The organism is Micromonospora sp. WMMD980, from assembly GCF_029626035.1.
Lineage (GTDB): Bacteria > Actinomycetota > Actinomycetes > Mycobacteriales > Micromonosporaceae > Micromonospora.
Genome location: NZ_JARUBE010000003.1, coordinates 6,069,780 through 6,084,845, shown reverse-complemented (window position 1 = coordinate 6,084,845; position 15,066 = coordinate 6,069,780). Strand labels below are relative to the sequence as shown.

The following is a 15,066-nucleotide window of genomic DNA, read 5'->3' as shown; positions in this document are numbered from 1 at the left end:
TGTCGTGAACTTCGACGCGTACGCCCGGACCGGGGTCGAGCTCGTCAACGCCCGGCTGGACGACCTCGACGGCCTGCGGGCCCTCTTCCCGGACGAGAACGCCTGGATGCGCGACGAGGTCGCGGAACGGGACCTGGCGATCTTCCGGCGGGCCCAGAAGCGTCTGCGGGACGTCTTCGAGTACGGCACCTCGGGTCGGGACGCCGACGCGGTGACCGAGCTGAACGCGCTGCTGGAGGCGTTCCCGGTGCAGCCGCGCATCTCCGGCCACGACTCCTCCGACTGGCACATGCACGTGACCAGCCGGGGCGCGTCGGTCTCCGCCGAATACCTGGCCGGCGCCGTCTGGGGCCTGTCCGTGTGGCTCTGCGAATACGGCAGCGCCCGGTTCGGCGTCTGCGCGGACGAGCGCTGCGGCAACGTCTACCTGGACACCTCGTCCAACTGCTGCCGGCGATTCTGCTCCGAGCGCTGCGCCACCCGCTCGCACGTGGCCGCGCACCGGGCCCGCAAGCGTGCCGCGGTCGGCGAGCAGGCCGTCCCGGCCCAGCCGCTGGCCCCGGTGACCTGACCGCCGTCGACCCCGGCCGGACGCCGCCGCGCCGTCAGACGTCGACGGGTGAGGGCGCGGTCAGGTTCGCCCGGGCGAACTCCAGCGACTCGCGCAGATCCGACTCGCGCACCGCGCGGCTCTTCGCACCTCGGGTGGTCACCTCCACCGCGACCGAGCCGGTGAAGCCGCGCCCGGCCAGTGACCGGAGCAGCTCCGCGCAGGGCTGACCGCCCCGACCGGGCACCAGGTGCTCGTCGCGGCCCTCGCCGGTGCCGTCGCCCAGGTGCACGTGCGCCAGCCCGGCGCCCATCCGGTCGGCCATCGCCAGCGCGTCGGTGTGCGAAGCCGCGCAGTGCGACAGGTCGAGCGTGTAGGAGGCGTAACCGGTGTCGGTCGGGTCCCAGCCCGGCACGTAGGGCACGAACTGCCGGCCGGCCATCCGCACCGGGAACATGTTCTCCACGGCGAAGCGGAGGCCGCCGAACCGCCCGGCGATGGCGTCCAGCCCGTCGGCGAACGTGCGCGCGTAGTCACGCTGCCAGGTGAACGGCGGGTGCACCACCACCGTGGGCGCCTCCAGCGTCTCGGCCAGCTCGGCGGCCCGCCGCAGCCGCTCCCACGGGTCGGGGCTCCACACCCGCTGGGTGACCAGCAGGCAGGGCGCGTGCACCGAGAGCACCGGCACGTCGTAGTGCTCGGAGAGGCCGCGCAGCGCGCCCGCGTCCTGGCTCACCGGGTCGGTCCAGACCATCACCTCGACGCCGTCGTAACCGAGCGCCGAAGCGAGCTGGAAAGCCGCCGCGGTCCGTTCCGGGAAGACCGAGGACGTGGAGAGGAGCACCGGGACGCGGGAAGTCACACCCCTCAGGGTAACCGCACCCGTCGGCAAGCATCGGGACGAGCAGCCGCAAAGCGCCCAGAGCGGCCGCGCGGATCACATCGGCGCGAGCTGATCCAACCGGCGCAGGATGACCCCCTCGCGCAACGCCCAGGGGCAGATGTCCAGGCTGTCCACGTCCAGCCGGCGCATCACCGCCTCGGCCACCACCGCGCCCGCCAGGAGCTGGTGCGCCCGCTGCGCGCTGACCCCCTCCAGCTCGGGCAGGTGGGCCGGTGGGATGTGCCGGACGAACCCGAGCACCTGCCGCAGCCCGGTGCGGGTCAGGCTGCGCCGGGCCCACAGACCCGCGCCGGACGGCGCGGCGCCGGCCAGCCGGGCCAACGTGCGGAACGTCTTCGAGGTGGCCACCGGACGCTCCCAGCCCACCTCGGTCAACTGCTTCACCACCGGGTCGAGCTGCGCGTCCACGTACTCCCGGAGGTCCTCCACGGCCTCGGCGGGCGGCGGCATCAGACCGGCCGGGTCGACCGCCAGCCGCTCCCGGCTGAGCCGGCCCGCGCCGAGCGGCAGCGAGATCGCGACGTCCGGGTGCTCGTCGATGCCGGCGGCCAGCTCCAGCGAGCCGCCGCCGATGTCCAGCGCCAGCAGCCGGCCCGCGGACCAGCCGAACCACCGCCGCACCGCGAGGAACGTCATCCGCGCCTCGTCCGCGCCGGAGAGCACCTCCAGGCGTACCCCTGTCTCGTCGCGGACCCGGGCCAGCACCTCGGCGGCGTTGGTGGCGTCGCGGACCGCGCTGGTGGCGAACGCCAACAGGTCCTCGGCGCCCAGCCCGTCGGCCGCCGCCCGGGCCATGCCGACCGCCTTGACCAGCCCGTCCGCGCCGGCGTCGGTCAACGCGCCGTCCGGGCCGATCTGCTCGGCCAGCCGCAGCACCACCTTCTCCGAGTGCGCCGGCCAGGGGTGCGCGCCGTGGTGGGCGTCGACCACCAGCAGATGCACCGTGTTGGAACCGACGTCGAGGACACCCAGTCGCATGGCAAGCACCCTAGGCGCAACACGTTTCGTCGGCTCGCCGGCCGGCCGGGGTGACCGCGCGTACGCTGGTCCGGGTGACAGGGCAGATCGAGCTTCACGTGCTGGTTGACGACCCGGCCGACCCGCGCAGCCGCGAGGTCGGGCTGGATTTTCCACGGGAGTGGATCGAGTTCGCCGACCCGGCCGACCCGAAGCACGTCGTCCGGGCCGACCTGACCTGGCTGCTCTCCCGCTGGACGTGCATCTTCGGCTCGGGTTGTCACGGCATCGTTAAGGGCCGGGCGGCCGACGGGTGCTGCTCACACGGCGCGTTCTTCACCGACTCCGACGACGAGAAGCGGGTCCGGGCGGCGGTCAAGCGCCTCACGCCCGAGACCTGGCAGCACTTCCGCCGGGGCTTCAAGAACTGGACCGAGAACGACACGGTCGACGGCAAGACACCGGCCCGGCGCACCGCCACCCGGGACGTGGACGCGCCGTGCGTGTTCCTCAACGACGCCGACTTCCCCGCCGGGGGCGGCTGCGCGCTGCACGCCCAGGCGCTGCGCGACGGGGTGCACCCGCTGGAATACAAGCCCGACGTCTGCTGGCAGCTGCCGGTCCGCCGGGACCAGGAGTGGCACAAGCGACCGGACGACACCAAGGTGCTGATCTCCACGCTGGCCGAGTTCGACCGGCGCGGCTGGGGCGCCGGCGGTCACGACCTGGACTGGTGGTGCACCTCCTCCACCGACGCGCACGTCGGCGCCGACCCGATGTACGTCTCCTACGGCCCGGAGCTGACCGCGCTGATCGGCGCGCCCGCGTACGCGAAACTGGCCGAACTCTGCGCCGCCCGCCAACGCCAGGGCCAGATCGCTCCCCACCCCGCCAGCGAGTAAGGAAGGGCCCCTTCTTAACGCCTTTGGTAGAGGAGGGGGCCCCGCTTAACGCTTCGGCAGCGCCGCGTCGACCAGGGCGCGGGCGGTGCTGCGGGCCGCGTCGGTGATCGCCGGGTCGCCGTCGAGCACACCGCCGGCCAGGCCACCGTCGAGCAGCAGGGTGAGCTGGCGGGCCAGCAGCTCCGGCTCGGCCGCCCCGGCCTGCCGGGCCAGGTCGGTCACCCAGGCCCGCACCGCGTTCTTGTGCGCGACCGTACGGGCGTGCACCGGGCTGCCGGCGGGCGACTCGGCGGCGGTGTTGATGAACGCGCAGCCGTGGTAACCCTCTCGGCGGCACGCGCCGGTGAGCGCGTCGAACATCCCGACGAGTTGCGCGCGGGGATCGTCCCCGGCGGCCCGCGCGGCGGCATGCAACGCGCCGGACCACGCCTGGTCGACCTTGTCCAGGTACGCCAGGACCAGGTCGTCCTTGCCGCCACCGGGGCCGACCTGGTGGTGAACGCGACGAACGGCGACGGCTCCCTCCCCGCGCTCGACGCCGCGGGCGCGGAGAACCTGGCCGGCAAGATCCTGCTCGACATCGCCAACCCGCTCGACTTCAGCCAGGGCTTCCCACCGATCCTGTCGGTGCTCAACGACGACTCGCTCGGCGAGCGGATCCAGCGCGCGTTTCCGCGTACCCGGGTGGTGAAGGCGCTCAACACGCTCACCGCCGATCTGATGACCCACCCCCGGCAGCTCGCCGACGGCGACCACAGCGTCTTCGTGTCGGGCGACGACGCCGAGGCCAAGGGGGTGGTCACCGAACTGCTCGCCAGCTTCGGCCACACCGACGTGATCGACCTGGGCGACATCACCACGGCACGGGGCACCGAGATGCTGCTGCCGATCTGGCTGCGCCTGTACGGCCGGCTGGGCACGGCGCTGTTCAACGTCAAGGTCGTACGCTGAAGGCCGGCACCCGTTCACGGGTGCCGGCCTTCGCATGTCTTACTTGGTCCAGTGCTGGGCGACCAGGTCGGTGGCCTGCTTCTCCCACTGGGCGTAGGCGTCCGGGTACGCGCTGACCTGCACGGTCTGGGCGGCCTCGGTCAGCGGCATGTCCTGCCAGCCGTCGACCTGCTTCAGGCCCTTCAGGAACGCCAGGGTGGCGTGCTCGGGGTCGGTGATCTCCTCGGGCGTGCCCCAACCACTGGAGGGGCGCTGCTGGAACAGGCCCAGCGAGTCGTGGTCGTTCTTGTCGCCGAGGTGGCCGAGGTTCTCCAGCTTCGACTCCTGCAGGGCGGTGGCGATCGAGACGACCGCGGCGCGCTCGGGCAGGCCGGCCTTCTTCGTCGCCGCGACGATCGCCTTCACGTTCGCGGTCTGCTCGTCGTTCAGGCTGATGCTCGACTGCTCACCCTGCGCGCTCGCGGCGGCCGTGACCGGCGTGGCGGCGTGGGCGGGAGTGTCGGCGTGCGCGGCGATCGGACCGGCGAACACACCACCGGTGAAAGCCAGACCAGCGACACCCAGGATGCTCTTACGCAGGATCGTGTTCATGGTGGGGGCTCCATTCGGGGGTCAACACACCGGGGGGCGTGTGGGCACCGTCAGGCGCTCAAAAGATCAGGGGGGTTCCGGCTGCTCGCGGTGCGGCGCCGGGAGTGTGTGCAACGACCGGCCGGCCACGGTCATTCCCGCGGGGGCGGGGCCGTGGGGCTTGCCTTCCTCGGTCGTTCACCGGGTTACAACGCCCCGCACCCCGCCCCGATTCCACCGCCAGCGTGCCACCCACCACCCCCGAACCGGACACCCCCACCCACCCGGTGACGGAACACCCGGATGCAGCGGTGTGAGGAGGGGGCCCCTCTTATGCAGAATGCGTTAACAAGGGGCCCCTCCTAACGCGCGGGGCGGTCACGGCTCGAACTTGTAGCCCAGACCTCGCACGGTGACGATGTAGCGCGGCGCGGACGGCTCCGGCTCGATCTTGGAGCGCAACCGCTTCACGTGCACGTCGAGCGTCTTGGTGTCGCCCACGTAGTCGGCGCCCCAGACCCGGTCGATGAGCTGGCCCCGGGTGAGCACCCGGCCGGCGTTGCGCAGCAACAGCTCCAGCAGCTCGAACTCCTTGAGCGGAAGCTGGACCCCGGCGCCGTCGACGGTCACCACGTGCCGTTCGATGTCCATCCGGACCGGGCCGGCGGCCAGGGTCGGCGCGCCCGTCTCGTTCGCCTCGCTGGTCTGCCGGCGCAGCACGGCCCGGATCCGGGCGACCAGCTCACGCGGCGAGTACGGCTTCGTCACGTAGTCGTCGGCCCCGATCTCCAGGCCGACCACCTTATCGATCTCGCTGTCCCGGGCGGTGACCATGATGATCGGGACGTGCGACCGCTGGCGGAGCTGGCGGCACACCTCGGTGCCCGACATCTCCGGCAGCATCAGGTCGAGCAGCACGATGTCGGCGCCGGTCCGGTCGAACTCGGTGAGGGCGGAGGTGCCGGTCGCGGCGACGGAGACCTCGAAGCCCTCCTTGCGGAGCATGTAGGACAGGGCGTCGGAGAACGACTCCTCGTCCTCGACCACCAGTACGCGGCTCAACGGGTGTTTCCTTTCCTGTGGTCAGACCTGCCGGAGCTCGGCCGGGCCGGCCTCGATCCCAGCGGAGGCGAGTGTCGCCTCCAGGTCGTCCGGGGGGCGGGCAGGCAGCCGGAGGGTGAACGTCGACCCACCCCCAAGGGTGCTCGACACGTCCACCCGGCCGCCATGGTTGCTGGCGATGTGTTTGACGATGGCCAGACCCAGGCCGGTGCCGCCGGTCGAGCGCGAGCGGGCCTGGTCGGCGCGGTAGAAGCGCTCGAAGATCCGGTCGACCTCGTTGGGGGCGATGCCGATTCCCTGGTCGGCCACCGCGATCTCGACGTGCTCCTCGGCACCCCGCACGGTCACCCGGACCGTGGTGTCCTCGGCCGAGTAGTTGACCGCGTTCTCCACCAGGTTCGCGACCGCGGTGGCGAGTTGGCTGTCACTGCCGTACACGGTCAGGCCCCGCTGCCCGCCCACGACGATCTCAACCCGGCGGGCGGTGGCCGCGGTGCGGGTCCGGTCGACCACCTCGGCGAGCACCCAGTCCACCGAGACCGGCTCGGGTGCGGGCTGCGGCTCGGCCCCCTGGAGCCGGGTGAGCTCCAGCAACTCCTGCACCAGCCGGCCGAGCCGGGTCGACTCGTGCTGGATCCGCTCGGCGAACCGTCGCGCGGCGACCAGGTCCTCGGACAGGTCGGGTGCGCCGTCGCCGGCCGGTTCGGTCGCGTCGACAAGCGCCTCGGCGAGCAGTTGCAGCGCGCCGATCGGGGTCTTCAGCTCGTGGCTGACGTTGGCCACGAAGTCCCGGCGTACCCGGGCGAGGCGGTGCGACTCGGTGACGTCGACCGCCTCGATCGAGATGTAGCCGGCGCCCAGTCCCATGGCCCGCAGGTGCACGCCGAGCGGGTTGTCGCCGGCGCTGTCGCGACCTCGGGGCAGGTCGAGCTCGATCTCGCGACGCACGCCCGTGCGGCGGACCTGGCCGGCGAGGGTACGAATCAGCGGGTGCGCCGCGATCGAGCCGGGCGCCGCCCCGGCACGGAGCAGGCCCATCGCCCGGGCGGCCGGATTCACCAGCACCGGTACGTCGTCGGAGTCGAGCACCACCACGCCGGCGCGCAACGAGTCGATCGTCTTGCGGCCGAGCCCGGATAGGCCCCCCTGCGCTTCGTCCGGAATCGTCGGCCTCCCTGCGTCACGACGGGAAGTCCCGCCGCCCCGCGACGCCCGGCGGCGCCGCCATTCCCCCACCGGACCGGACAGCATCGACCCGGCGACCAGTCCGGTCACCAGCGCCACGGCCACCGCGATGGCCACCGCCCACTCCACCCGGCGATCGTAGGGTCATTGTTAACCCAGGGATCGGTCACAAAGGGACGAACCACTCTCGCTTCCGGGAATGTTCACCCGCGGGTCCCGCGTCGTTCATCCGCGTTCACCCTGGTGCCGGCCGTCCGGCCTACCGTTGGGCGCGCACCTGCTCACGCCGTACCCCTCTCGGGCAGCGGCCACCGACCCCAGGAAGTGACGATGCGCGACGAGTTCCGGGCCGACCTGCAGATTGTCAGCCAGCTGCTGGTGGACATGGCCGAGGCGGTGCGCGCGGCCATGCGGCAGGCCACCCGCGGCCTGCTCACCGCCGACCGCGCGGCGGCCGAGACGGTGATCGCGCGGGACGCCGAGATCGACGACCTCTACCGGCACGTGGAGGAGCGGGTATGCGACCTGCTGGCCCGGCAGGCGCCGGTCGCCTCCGACCTGCGCGCCATGATCACCGCCCTGCATGTCGCCGCCGACCTGGAGCGGATGGGCGACCTGGCCGACCACGTGGCCAAGACGGCGCTGCGCCGGCACCCCTCGCCGGCGGTGCCGGCCGAGCTGCGGCCGGTCTTCACCGACATGGCCGGCATCGCCGACCGGATGGCGGAGAAGATCGGCGCGGTGCTGGCCAAGCCCGACGCCGACGTCGCCGCCGAGTTGGACCGGGACGACGACGCGATGGACGACCTGCACAAGAGCCTCTTCGGCGTGCTGCTCGGCGACGACTGGCCGTACGGGGTGGAGACCGCCATCGACGCCACCCTGCTGGGGCGCTTCTACGAGCGCTTCGCCGACCACGCGGTGAACGCCGGCGAGCACGTGGTCTACCTGATCACCGGCTCCTCATCCGCCTGACCCCACGGGGAAGGGTAAGGAGGGGCCCCTTCTTAACAGGGGAGTGTTAAGAAGGGGCCCCTCCTCTACCGGAGGCGTTAAAAGGGGGCCCCGCCTTACATCAGCGGCCCTGGTTGGCGACGGCGGCGGCGGCCGCCTTGGCGGCCTCGGGGTCCAGGTAGGTGCCGCCCAGGACCTGGGGGCGCAGGTCGGCGTCCAGGTCGTAGCGCAGCGGGATGCCGGTCGGGATGTTCAGCTTGGCGATCGCCTCGTCGGAGATCTGGTCGAGGTGCTTGACCAGCGCGCGCAGCGAGTTGCCGTGCGCCGCCACCAGCACGGTCCGCCCGGCCAGGATGTCCGGCACGATCGAGTCGTACCAGTAGGGCAGCATCCGCTCGACGACGTCCTTGAGGCACTCGGTGCGCGGCATCAGCTCGGTCGGCAGCAGCGCGTAGCGGGGGTCACCGACCTGCGACCACTCGTCGTTGTCGTCGATCGGCGGCGGCGGCGTGTCGTACGACCGGCGCCAGAGCATGAACTGCTCCTCGCCGTACTCGTCGAGGGTCTGCTTCTTGTTCTTGCCCTGGAGGGCGCCGTAGTGGCGCTCGTTGAGCCGCCAGGAGCGGCGCACCGCGATCCAGTGCCGGTCGGCGGCGTTCAACGCCAGCTCGGCGGTGCGGATCGCCCGGCGCATCACGCTGGTGTGCACCACGTCCGGCAGCAGACCGTGCTCGCGGAGCAGCTCGCCGCCGCGCCGCGCCTCGGTCTCCCCCTTGGCGGTCAGGTCGACGTCGACCCAGCCGGTGAAGAGGTTCTTGGCGTTCCAGTCGCTCTCGCCGTGCCGCAGCAGGACCAGCGTCCCGACGGTGGGTCCTTCGCTCGCAGTCATGCCGATCATCCTGCCGTACCGGCCGGGTGGACACGCGGCGACCTGTGGTGACGACCACCACGTGGAAATGCGGATGACCATGCGTCCGGCCCGGCACTAGGTTGTAAGGCATCTGAGATTGATCGGTCATTACCGAGCGGGGGGCGTCGGGATGCGGACGGTGCGAGGTTGGTTCCGGGACACGGCGGGCGGGCTGCCGCGCTCCTTCTGGTACCTGTGGACCGGCACGCTGATCAACCGGCTCGGCTCGTTCGTCCTGATCTTCCTCGCCATCTACCTGACCCGGGAACGCGGCTTCTCGGCCGCGCAGGCCGGCCTGGTCATCGGGCTCTGGGGGGTGGGCGGCGCGGTCGGCACCACCGTCGGCGGCATCCTCACCGACCGCTGGGGCCGGCGACCCACGCTGCTCACCGCGCACCTCGGCGCGGCCACCATGATGGTCGCGCTCGGCCTCGCCCGGCCGCTCTGGGCGGTGGCGGTGGGCGCGCTGCTGCTCGGCACGTTCGCCGAGGCGGCCCGCCCGGCCTTCGGCGCGATGATGATCGACGTGGTGCCGGAGAAGGACCGGCTCCGCGCGTTCTCGCTGAACTACTGGGCGATCAACCTCGGTTTCGCCTGCGCCGCCGTGCTGGCCGGGCTCGCCGCCGAGGCCGGTTACCTGCTGCTCTTCCTGGTGGACGCGGCCACCACGGTGGTCACCGCGCTGATCATCTTCACCCGGGTCCGGGAGACCCTGACCCGGCCGGCCGCGCCGATCGCCAAGGGCGCGGCGGCGCCGGCCGGCGCGCTGCGCACCATCCTGCGCGACCGGGTCTTCCTCGGCTTCGTGGCGCTCAACCTGTTCGCCGCGCTGGTCTTCCTCCAGCACATCTCGATGCTGCCGATCGCCATGGTCGACTCCGGGCTCAGCCCGGCCACCTACGGCTCGGTGATCGCGCTCAACGGCGTGCTCATCGTGGTCGGCCAGCTCTTCGTGCCGCGGCTCATCCGCGGCCGGAGCCGGTCGCACGTGCTGGCGCTCGCCGCGCTGATCATGGGCGTCGGCTTCGGGCTCACCGCGTTCGCCGACACGATCTGGCTCTACGGCCTCACCGTGCTGATCTGGACGCTCGGCGAGATGCTCAACTCGCCCTCCAACGCCACCCTGATCGCGGAGCTGTCGCCGGCCGCGCTGCGTGGCCGCTACCAGGGCGTGTTCTCGCTGTCCTGGCAGCTCGCCGGCGCCTCCGCGCCGATCCTCGGCGGCCTGCTCCGGGAGCACGGCGGCAACACCGAGTTGTGGTTGGCGTGCGCCGGGATCGGCGCGGTGACGGCGGTCGCGCACCTGGTCTCCGGCCCGGCCCGGGAGCGGCGCGCCACCCAGCTCCGCGCCGCAGGCGTCCCGGCCGCGCCGGTCACGCTGGCCCGCACCCCGGCGCCCGAGGCGGCCGAGGCCGCGGCCACCGCACCCGCCGAGCCGGCCCGGACCGGTTCCTGAGTACGCCGACCGGCTGGATACGGTACCGGGGGCGGATCGGTAAGGAAACCTTCCTGGAGGACGGGTGCGCGGCCTGCGGGGCTGGTGGGGCGACACGGCAGGCGGGCTGCCGGCCACCTTCTGGTATCTCTGGTCCGGCCTGCTCGTCAACCGGGCCGGCGCGTTCGCGCTGCTGTTCCTGTCCCTCTACCTGACCTCCGCCCGGGGTGCCTCACCGTCGCTGGCCGGGCTCGTCGTCGGCGCCTACGGGATCGGCGGCGCCGGTGGCACGCTGCTCGGCGGCGTGCTGGCCGACCGGTGGGGCCGGCGGTCCACCCTGCTCGCCGCCCACCTCGCCGCGGCCGGACTGATGACGGCGCTGGCGTTCAGCCGGCACCTCGCGGTGATCGCCGCGCTGGCCGCGCTGGTCGGGGTGGCGCACTCGATGCCCGGCCCGGCGTTCGTGGCGGCCATCGTGGACGTGGTGCCGGAGGGCCGCCGGTCACGCGCGTTCAACCTCCAATTCTGGGCGTTCAACCTGGGCATGGCGGTCGCCTCGCTGCTGGCCGGGGTGCTCGCCGAGGCGAGCTTCCTGGCGCTGTTCCTGGTCGACGCCGGAGCCGCCCTGGCCGCGGCCGTGGTCATCGCGCTCAAGGTGCCGGAGACGCTCGACCGCCGGGCGGTGACCAAGCGCGCGGTGCTGGGCCGGCGCCCCGGGCTGCACACCGCGCTCACCGACCGCACCTTCCTCGCCTTCGTCGGGCTGACCTTCCTGCTCGCCGTGCTGACCATGCAGACCTCGACGATCATGCCGCTGGCGATGCGCGCGGACGGCCTGCGCCCGACCGCGTACGGGCTGGTGGTGGCGCTCGGCGGGGCGCTGATCGTGGTCGGGCAACTCTTCGTGCCCCGGCTGATCGAGCCGTACCGGAAGTCGACGGTCCTGGCCGTCTCCACCGGGTTGATGGCGCTGGGCTTCGGCACGCTCACCGTCGCGGACGGGTTGCCGCTCTACCTCGGCGCGGCGGTGGTCTGGACGGTCGGGCAGATGCTCGCCGCGCCACCGAACGCGCAGATCAACGCAGACCTGGCCCCGCCGGAGCTGCGGGCCCGCTACCAGTCGGTGTTCTACCTGACGTTCCCGACGGCGTCCTTCGTGGCGCCCGCGCTCGGCGGGCTCAGCCTGGAGCATCTCGGTGAGCGGCACTGGCTGGTGGTGGGCGGGCTGGGCCTCTGCGCCGCGGCCGGGCACCTGCTCGCCGGCGGGCCGCGGGAGCGCCGGGTCGCCGCGTTGCGGGCCGCGGCCCGGCAGCCGGAGCGAATGCGCCGGTGAGAACGGCAGAGCGCCCACCTCGACCCCCGTCGAGATGGGCGCTCGTACCGTACGCCCGGCGGCGGCGGGCGACACTCACCCCCGTAAGCGTCGCCCGCTCGCGCCGCCGGTTACCACGGGCGGCACCGTCCCCCAACGGTGTGCTCCACCCGATCCTCGCGTCTCGCTTGCGCGGATCTGATCGATCCGCCGCTCCCCCGAACGAAAACAAGCGTGACGCGGTGCAATAAAGTTAGTTCGCCCGGATTCCGGATTCAACCCAGATCGCTGTCTTGCCCGTCACAGCACCCGTGTCGGGAATCCGGCTCCCGCTGCTGTGGTCTCCGCGATGGCCAACGTCGGGTTCCCGGCGACCATTCCCGTAAACCTCAGCCGTCCTCGCGATTCGGGTTCTCGGTCCGGAAGAAGTTGCTCTGCCGGCCGTCACGCAGCTGCTCCTGGTAGATCAGGTTGAGCCGCCGCGAGTCGAAGGTGCGGAACCAGTCGTCCCAGGTGATCTCCCGCATCCGGCTGCTCTCCCGGTAGCCCGGCATGTTGAAGGTCAGTACCCCGGGCCGGTCGCCCCGCTCGGTGCCGGCGATGGTGGCCGGCTTCGCGCCCCGCGCCCGGGCCCAGCGCTGGATGACCTCGTGGTTGCGGGTGACCAGGCTCCGGCCGGGACGCTCCGGGCGGTCCGCGAGCGACATGATGAGCTGCGAGGACCCGATCGACCGGCTGGACGCGGGCCCACGGGTCGGCGCGGCCTGCGCGGCCTTCGCCCGAGCCGGAGCGGCCTTCGCCCGAGCCGGAGCGGCCTTCGCCCGACTCGACGTCGCCTTGGCCCGGCTGGACGCGGCCCTCGCCGATGTCGCCTTCGCCCGCGCGGGCGTCGCCTCGCGCGTACCCGTCGCCTTGGCCCTGGCGCCGGTGGCGCGCGCGGCCGGCGCGGACCTGGCCGGGCTCTTCCGCGCCGCCGTGGTCTTCTTCGCGGCGGTCGACCTGCGGGTGGCGGAAGGCCGACCGGCCGGGCCGGTGCTCCGCCGCGCCGCCCCGCCGCGCCCCTCCGCGCGCATCGTGCGGGCGAGTGTCTTCACCAGCTCCGGTTTCCGCAACGCGGAGATCCCGGAGACCCCGCGCCGGCGGAGCTGGCCCCGGATGTCGTCGACCTTCATCCGGGAGATCTGGGACTCCGACACCGTCGGGGTGTTCGGGGTCTGGTTACCGGTTTGCCGCTTCGTCCGGGTCGCAGTCGTGCCGCGACCTGAGCTGTTGCGCTGAGCCATGGGACACGCTCCTCGACAGTCCGTCCTCGGCCCGCGGTGGGTCCCAGTGCTCCGCACCGCGCGGTGCGGCATACCCGTCAGGCGGGCTCCGAACCTCCGGCGGTCGAGCCGGCCGGCGACGAGGGCTCGAAGAGGTGCGCGAACGCGGCCAGGTTGGCCGTCGACTCGCCCCGCTTCACCCGCCACTCCCACTCCCGGCGGATGGCGGTGCCGAAGCCGATCTCCAGCATGCTGTCGAACGACTCGTCGGCGTAGGTCAGCACGGAGCCGAACAGGCGGTCCAACTCGTCGGCGTCGAGCCCGGCCAGGTTGACCCGGCCGGTCAGGTAGACGTCGCCGGCCGCGTCGATGGAGAACGAGACGCCGTACATCCGCGCGTTGCGCTGGAGCAGCCAGGCCCACAGCTCCTCGCGGCGCTCGTCGGGCTGGCGCATCACGAACGCCTCGATCCGCAACGCGTGCTCGCCGACGATCAGGTTGCAGATCGTCTTGAGCTTGTGCGTGCCCGGCAGGGTCACCGCGTACGACGTCTCGCCGGTGGACTCCCACTGGAGCTCGCGCTCCGCGCAGACGGCCTCGATCAGGGCGGCGACCTCACTCGTGCGGCTCATCGCACCCACTCTACGGTCGCCTGCGGTCGACCGCCGGGCGGCGGCGGTCACCAGGAGCAGGCGAGCGCCGGGTCGCCGAGCCGGCCGGCCAGCCGGGCCCGGTGCTCGGTGATCGCGTTCCCGTAGACCGCGAGCAGTCCGGAAACGGTCCGGTGCCAGGAGAAGTCGCGGGCGTGCCGTTCGGCGCCGGCGGCCAGCGCCGCCCGGCGCCTCCGCTCGGGCAGCAGTCCGGCCAGCGCCCGGGCCCAGTCGACCGGGTCGTGCCCGTCGATGAGCATCCCGCTGACCCCGTCGCGGACAGCGGTGACCAGGCCACCCACGGCGGCGGCCAGCACCGGCGTGCCACAGGCCTGTGCCTCCAGCGCGACCAGCCCGAACGACTCGTTGTGCGAGGGCACGGCGACCAGGTCGGCGGCACGGTAGAGGGCGGGCAGGTCGTCGCCGGTCTGCGGCGGGAGGAAGCGGACCCGGTCGGCCACGCCGAGCGAGTGCGCCAGTTCCATCAGCGCGGTCGGCCGGTCCAGCCCGCTACCGCTCGGGCCGCCGCAGATCACCACGGTCAGCTCCTCGGCCAGCGCCGGATCCCGTTCGCGCAGCGCGGCCACCGCGCGGACCAGCACGTCCGGTGCCTTCAGCGGCTGGATGCGGCCCACGAACGCGACCACGTAGCCGTGCGTAGGCAGACCGAGGCGGCGGCGGGCGGCACGGGTGGTGGACTCCCGGTCACCGGGCGCGGGGCGGAACCGGTCCAGGTCCACGCCGGGCTCCACCACGGCGACCCGGCCGGGATCGGCCGCGTACCTGTCGAGCAGGTCACGGGCCTCCACCCGGGTGTTGGCGACCAGCCGGTCCGCCTCGGCGACCACCTGCTCCTCGCCGATCACCCGGGCCTTCGGCTCGGGCCGGTCGCCGGCGGCGAGCCGGGCGTTCTTGACCTTGGCCAGCGTGTGCGCGGTGTGCACGAGCGGCACGCCCCAGCGCTCCTTGGCCAGCCAGCCGACCTGGCCGGAGAGCCAGTAGTGCGAGTGGATCAGGTCGTAGTGGCCGGGCGGGCGGGCCGCCTCGGCGCGCAGCACACCCGCGGTGAAGGCGCAGAGCTGCGCAGGCAACTCCTCCTTCGTCAACCCCTCCAGCGGGCCGGCGGTGACGTGCCGGACGGTCACCCCGGGCGTCATCTCGACCACCGGGGGAAGGTCACCCGAGGTGGCGCGGGTGAAGATCTCCACCTCGACATCGGCCTCGGCGAGCCGCCGGGCGACCTCCAGGATGTAGACGTTCATGCCGCCCGCGTCACCCGTGCCGGGTTGGTGCAGCGGTGAGGTGTGCACCGACAGGGTGGCGATGCGGCGCGGCCTCGGCCCCGGCAGAGCACCTCGCTGACGACCGACACCGGTGTGCACATCCGCCACGTCCGCTCCCTCTGTCACGGTTGATGCCGTCCCGCACGACCGGCGCCTCCGGGTCAACCCGTACGCCGGGT

At 72.7% G+C, this 15,066-nt stretch carries 16 protein-coding genes; 6 read left to right on the top strand and 10 right to left on the bottom strand.

The features are described from left to right. Positions 1 to 4: 4 nt before the first annotated feature. Positions 5 to 571, top strand: coding sequence for a CGNR zinc finger domain-containing protein (locus tag O7618_RS28765; RefSeq protein WP_278109271.1), 567 nt, complete (start codon positions 5 to 7; stop codon positions 569 to 571). 34 nt (positions 572 to 605) lie between these two features. On the opposite strand, the gene O7618_RS28760 is transcribed toward O7618_RS28765, so the two are convergent. Both O7618_RS28760 and O7618_RS28755 read right to left on the bottom strand, forming a co-directional pair. Then, entirely contained in the window at positions 606 to 1,412 is an 807-nt protein-coding gene (locus O7618_RS28760; RefSeq protein WP_278109270.1) for a sugar phosphate isomerase/epimerase, read from the bottom strand. Between the two features lie 75 nt (positions 1,413 to 1,487). After that, positions 1,488 to 2,432, bottom strand: a complete 945-nt coding sequence (locus O7618_RS28755) for a Ppx/GppA phosphatase family protein (protein ID WP_278109269.1) — start codon at positions 2,430 to 2,432, stop codon at positions 1,488 to 1,490. A gap of 74 nt (positions 2,433 to 2,506) precedes the next feature. On the opposite strand from O7618_RS28755, the gene O7618_RS28750 reads away from it, so the two are divergent. Next, positions 2,507 to 3,313, top strand: coding sequence for a hypothetical protein (locus O7618_RS28750; RefSeq protein ID WP_278109268.1), 807 nt, complete (start codon positions 2,507 to 2,509; stop codon positions 3,311 to 3,313). 45 nt (positions 3,314 to 3,358) lie between these two features. On the opposite strand, the gene O7618_RS28745 is transcribed toward O7618_RS28750, so the two are convergent. Then, the gene (locus O7618_RS28745) at positions 3,359 to 3,673 is read right to left on the bottom strand and encodes a hypothetical protein (RefSeq protein ID WP_278109267.1); all 315 of its coding nucleotides are present in this window, start codon (positions 3,671 to 3,673) and stop codon (positions 3,359 to 3,361) included. A gap of 9 nt (positions 3,674 to 3,682) precedes the next feature. On the opposite strand from O7618_RS28745, the gene O7618_RS28740 reads away from it, so the two are divergent. After that, positions 3,683 to 4,264, top strand: coding sequence for an NADP oxidoreductase (locus tag O7618_RS28740; protein ID WP_278109266.1), 582 nt, complete (start codon positions 3,683 to 3,685; stop codon positions 4,262 to 4,264). A 39-nt stretch (positions 4,265 to 4,303) separates the two neighbouring features. On the opposite strand, the gene O7618_RS28735 is transcribed toward O7618_RS28740, so the two are convergent. The 3 genes from O7618_RS28735 to O7618_RS28725 form a co-directional block, all read right to left on the bottom strand. After that, entirely contained in the window at positions 4,304 to 4,855 is a 552-nt protein-coding gene (locus O7618_RS28735; protein ID WP_278109265.1) for a hypothetical protein, read from the bottom strand. Between the two features lie 357 nt (positions 4,856 to 5,212). Then, positions 5,213 to 5,896: a response regulator transcription factor gene (locus O7618_RS28730; protein WP_091069660.1), complete on the bottom strand. Its 684-nt coding sequence runs from the start codon at positions 5,894 to 5,896 to the stop codon at positions 5,213 to 5,215. 21 nt (positions 5,897 to 5,917) lie between these two features. Further along, on the bottom strand, positions 5,918 to 7,147 hold the full coding sequence (locus tag O7618_RS28725) for an ATP-binding protein (RefSeq protein ID WP_278110185.1): 1,230 nt from the start codon (positions 7,145 to 7,147) through the stop codon (positions 5,918 to 5,920). A 264-nt stretch (positions 7,148 to 7,411) separates the two neighbouring features. Here O7618_RS28725 and phoU point away from each other — a divergent pair, with 264 nt between their 5' ends. Continuing rightward, positions 7,412 to 8,056: a phosphate signaling complex protein PhoU gene (gene phoU / locus O7618_RS28720; protein WP_278109264.1), complete on the top strand. Its 645-nt coding sequence runs from the start codon at positions 7,412 to 7,414 to the stop codon at positions 8,054 to 8,056. Between the two features lie 100 nt (positions 8,057 to 8,156). Here the strand turns inward: phoU and O7618_RS28715 are convergent, their stop codons facing one another. Continuing rightward, positions 8,157 to 8,924 carry a phosphoglyceromutase gene (locus tag O7618_RS28715; RefSeq protein ID WP_278109263.1) on the bottom strand — a complete coding sequence of 256 codons (768 nt, stop codon included), beginning with the start codon at positions 8,922 to 8,924 and terminating at the stop codon, positions 8,157 to 8,159. Positions 8,925 to 9,075: 151 nt separating this feature from the next. Here O7618_RS28715 and O7618_RS28710 point away from each other — a divergent pair, with 151 nt between their 5' ends. Together O7618_RS28710 and O7618_RS28705 are read left to right on the top strand one after the other, a co-directional pair. Then, complete coding sequence (locus O7618_RS28710) at positions 9,076 to 10,401, top strand: MFS transporter (protein WP_278109262.1); 1,326 nt, start codon at positions 9,076 to 9,078, stop codon at positions 10,399 to 10,401. A gap of 64 nt (positions 10,402 to 10,465) precedes the next feature. Then, positions 10,466 to 11,713 (top strand): MFS transporter, encoded by a 1,248-nt coding sequence (locus tag O7618_RS28705; RefSeq protein ID WP_278109261.1) that lies wholly within the window; start codon positions 10,466 to 10,468, stop codon positions 11,711 to 11,713. A gap of 368 nt (positions 11,714 to 12,081) precedes the next feature. On the opposite strand, the gene O7618_RS28700 is transcribed toward O7618_RS28705, so the two are convergent. The 3 genes from O7618_RS28700 to mshA form a co-directional block, all read right to left on the bottom strand. Continuing rightward, complete coding sequence (locus tag O7618_RS28700; protein WP_278109260.1) at positions 12,082 to 12,975, bottom strand: hypothetical protein; 894 nt, start codon at positions 12,973 to 12,975, stop codon at positions 12,082 to 12,084. A gap of 77 nt (positions 12,976 to 13,052) precedes the next feature. Then, on the bottom strand, positions 13,053 to 13,586 hold the full coding sequence (locus tag O7618_RS28695) for a YbjN domain-containing protein (protein WP_278109258.1): 534 nt from the start codon (positions 13,584 to 13,586) through the stop codon (positions 13,053 to 13,055). 47 nt (positions 13,587 to 13,633) lie between these two features. Further along, positions 13,634 to 14,995, bottom strand: coding sequence for a D-inositol-3-phosphate glycosyltransferase (mshA, locus tag O7618_RS28690; protein ID WP_278109257.1), 1,362 nt, complete (start codon positions 14,993 to 14,995; stop codon positions 13,634 to 13,636). Positions 14,996 to 15,066 lie beyond the last annotated feature (71 nt).

Coding starts and splice junctions, on each gene's coding strand:
- O7618_RS28755 (WP_278109269.1), bottom strand. CDS start 2,432: ATGCGACTGGGTGTCCTCGACGTCGGTTCCAACACGGTGCATCTGCTG.
- O7618_RS28725 (WP_278110185.1), bottom strand. CDS start 7,147: ATGCTGTCCGGTCCGGTGGGGGAATGGCGGCGCCGCCGGGCGTCGCGG.
- O7618_RS28735 (WP_278109265.1), bottom strand. CDS start 4,855: ATGAACACGATCCTGCGTAAGAGCATCCTGGGTGTCGCTGGTCTGGCT.
- O7618_RS28710 (WP_278109262.1), top strand. CDS start 9,076: ATGCGGACGGTGCGAGGTTGGTTCCGGGACACGGCGGGCGGGCTGCCG.
- phoU (WP_278109264.1), top strand. CDS start 7,412: ATGCGCGACGAGTTCCGGGCCGACCTGCAGATTGTCAGCCAGCTGCTG.
- O7618_RS28695 (WP_278109258.1), bottom strand. CDS start 13,586: ATGAGCCGCACGAGTGAGGTCGCCGCCCTGATCGAGGCCGTCTGCGCG.
- O7618_RS28745 (WP_278109267.1), bottom strand. CDS start 3,673: ATGTTCGACGCGCTCACCGGCGCGTGCCGCCGAGAGGGTTACCACGGC.
- O7618_RS28700 (WP_278109260.1), bottom strand. CDS start 12,975: ATGGCTCAGCGCAACAGCTCAGGTCGCGGCACGACTGCGACCCGGACG.
- O7618_RS28715 (WP_278109263.1), bottom strand. CDS start 8,924: ATGACTGCGAGCGAAGGACCCACCGTCGGGACGCTGGTCCTGCTGCGG.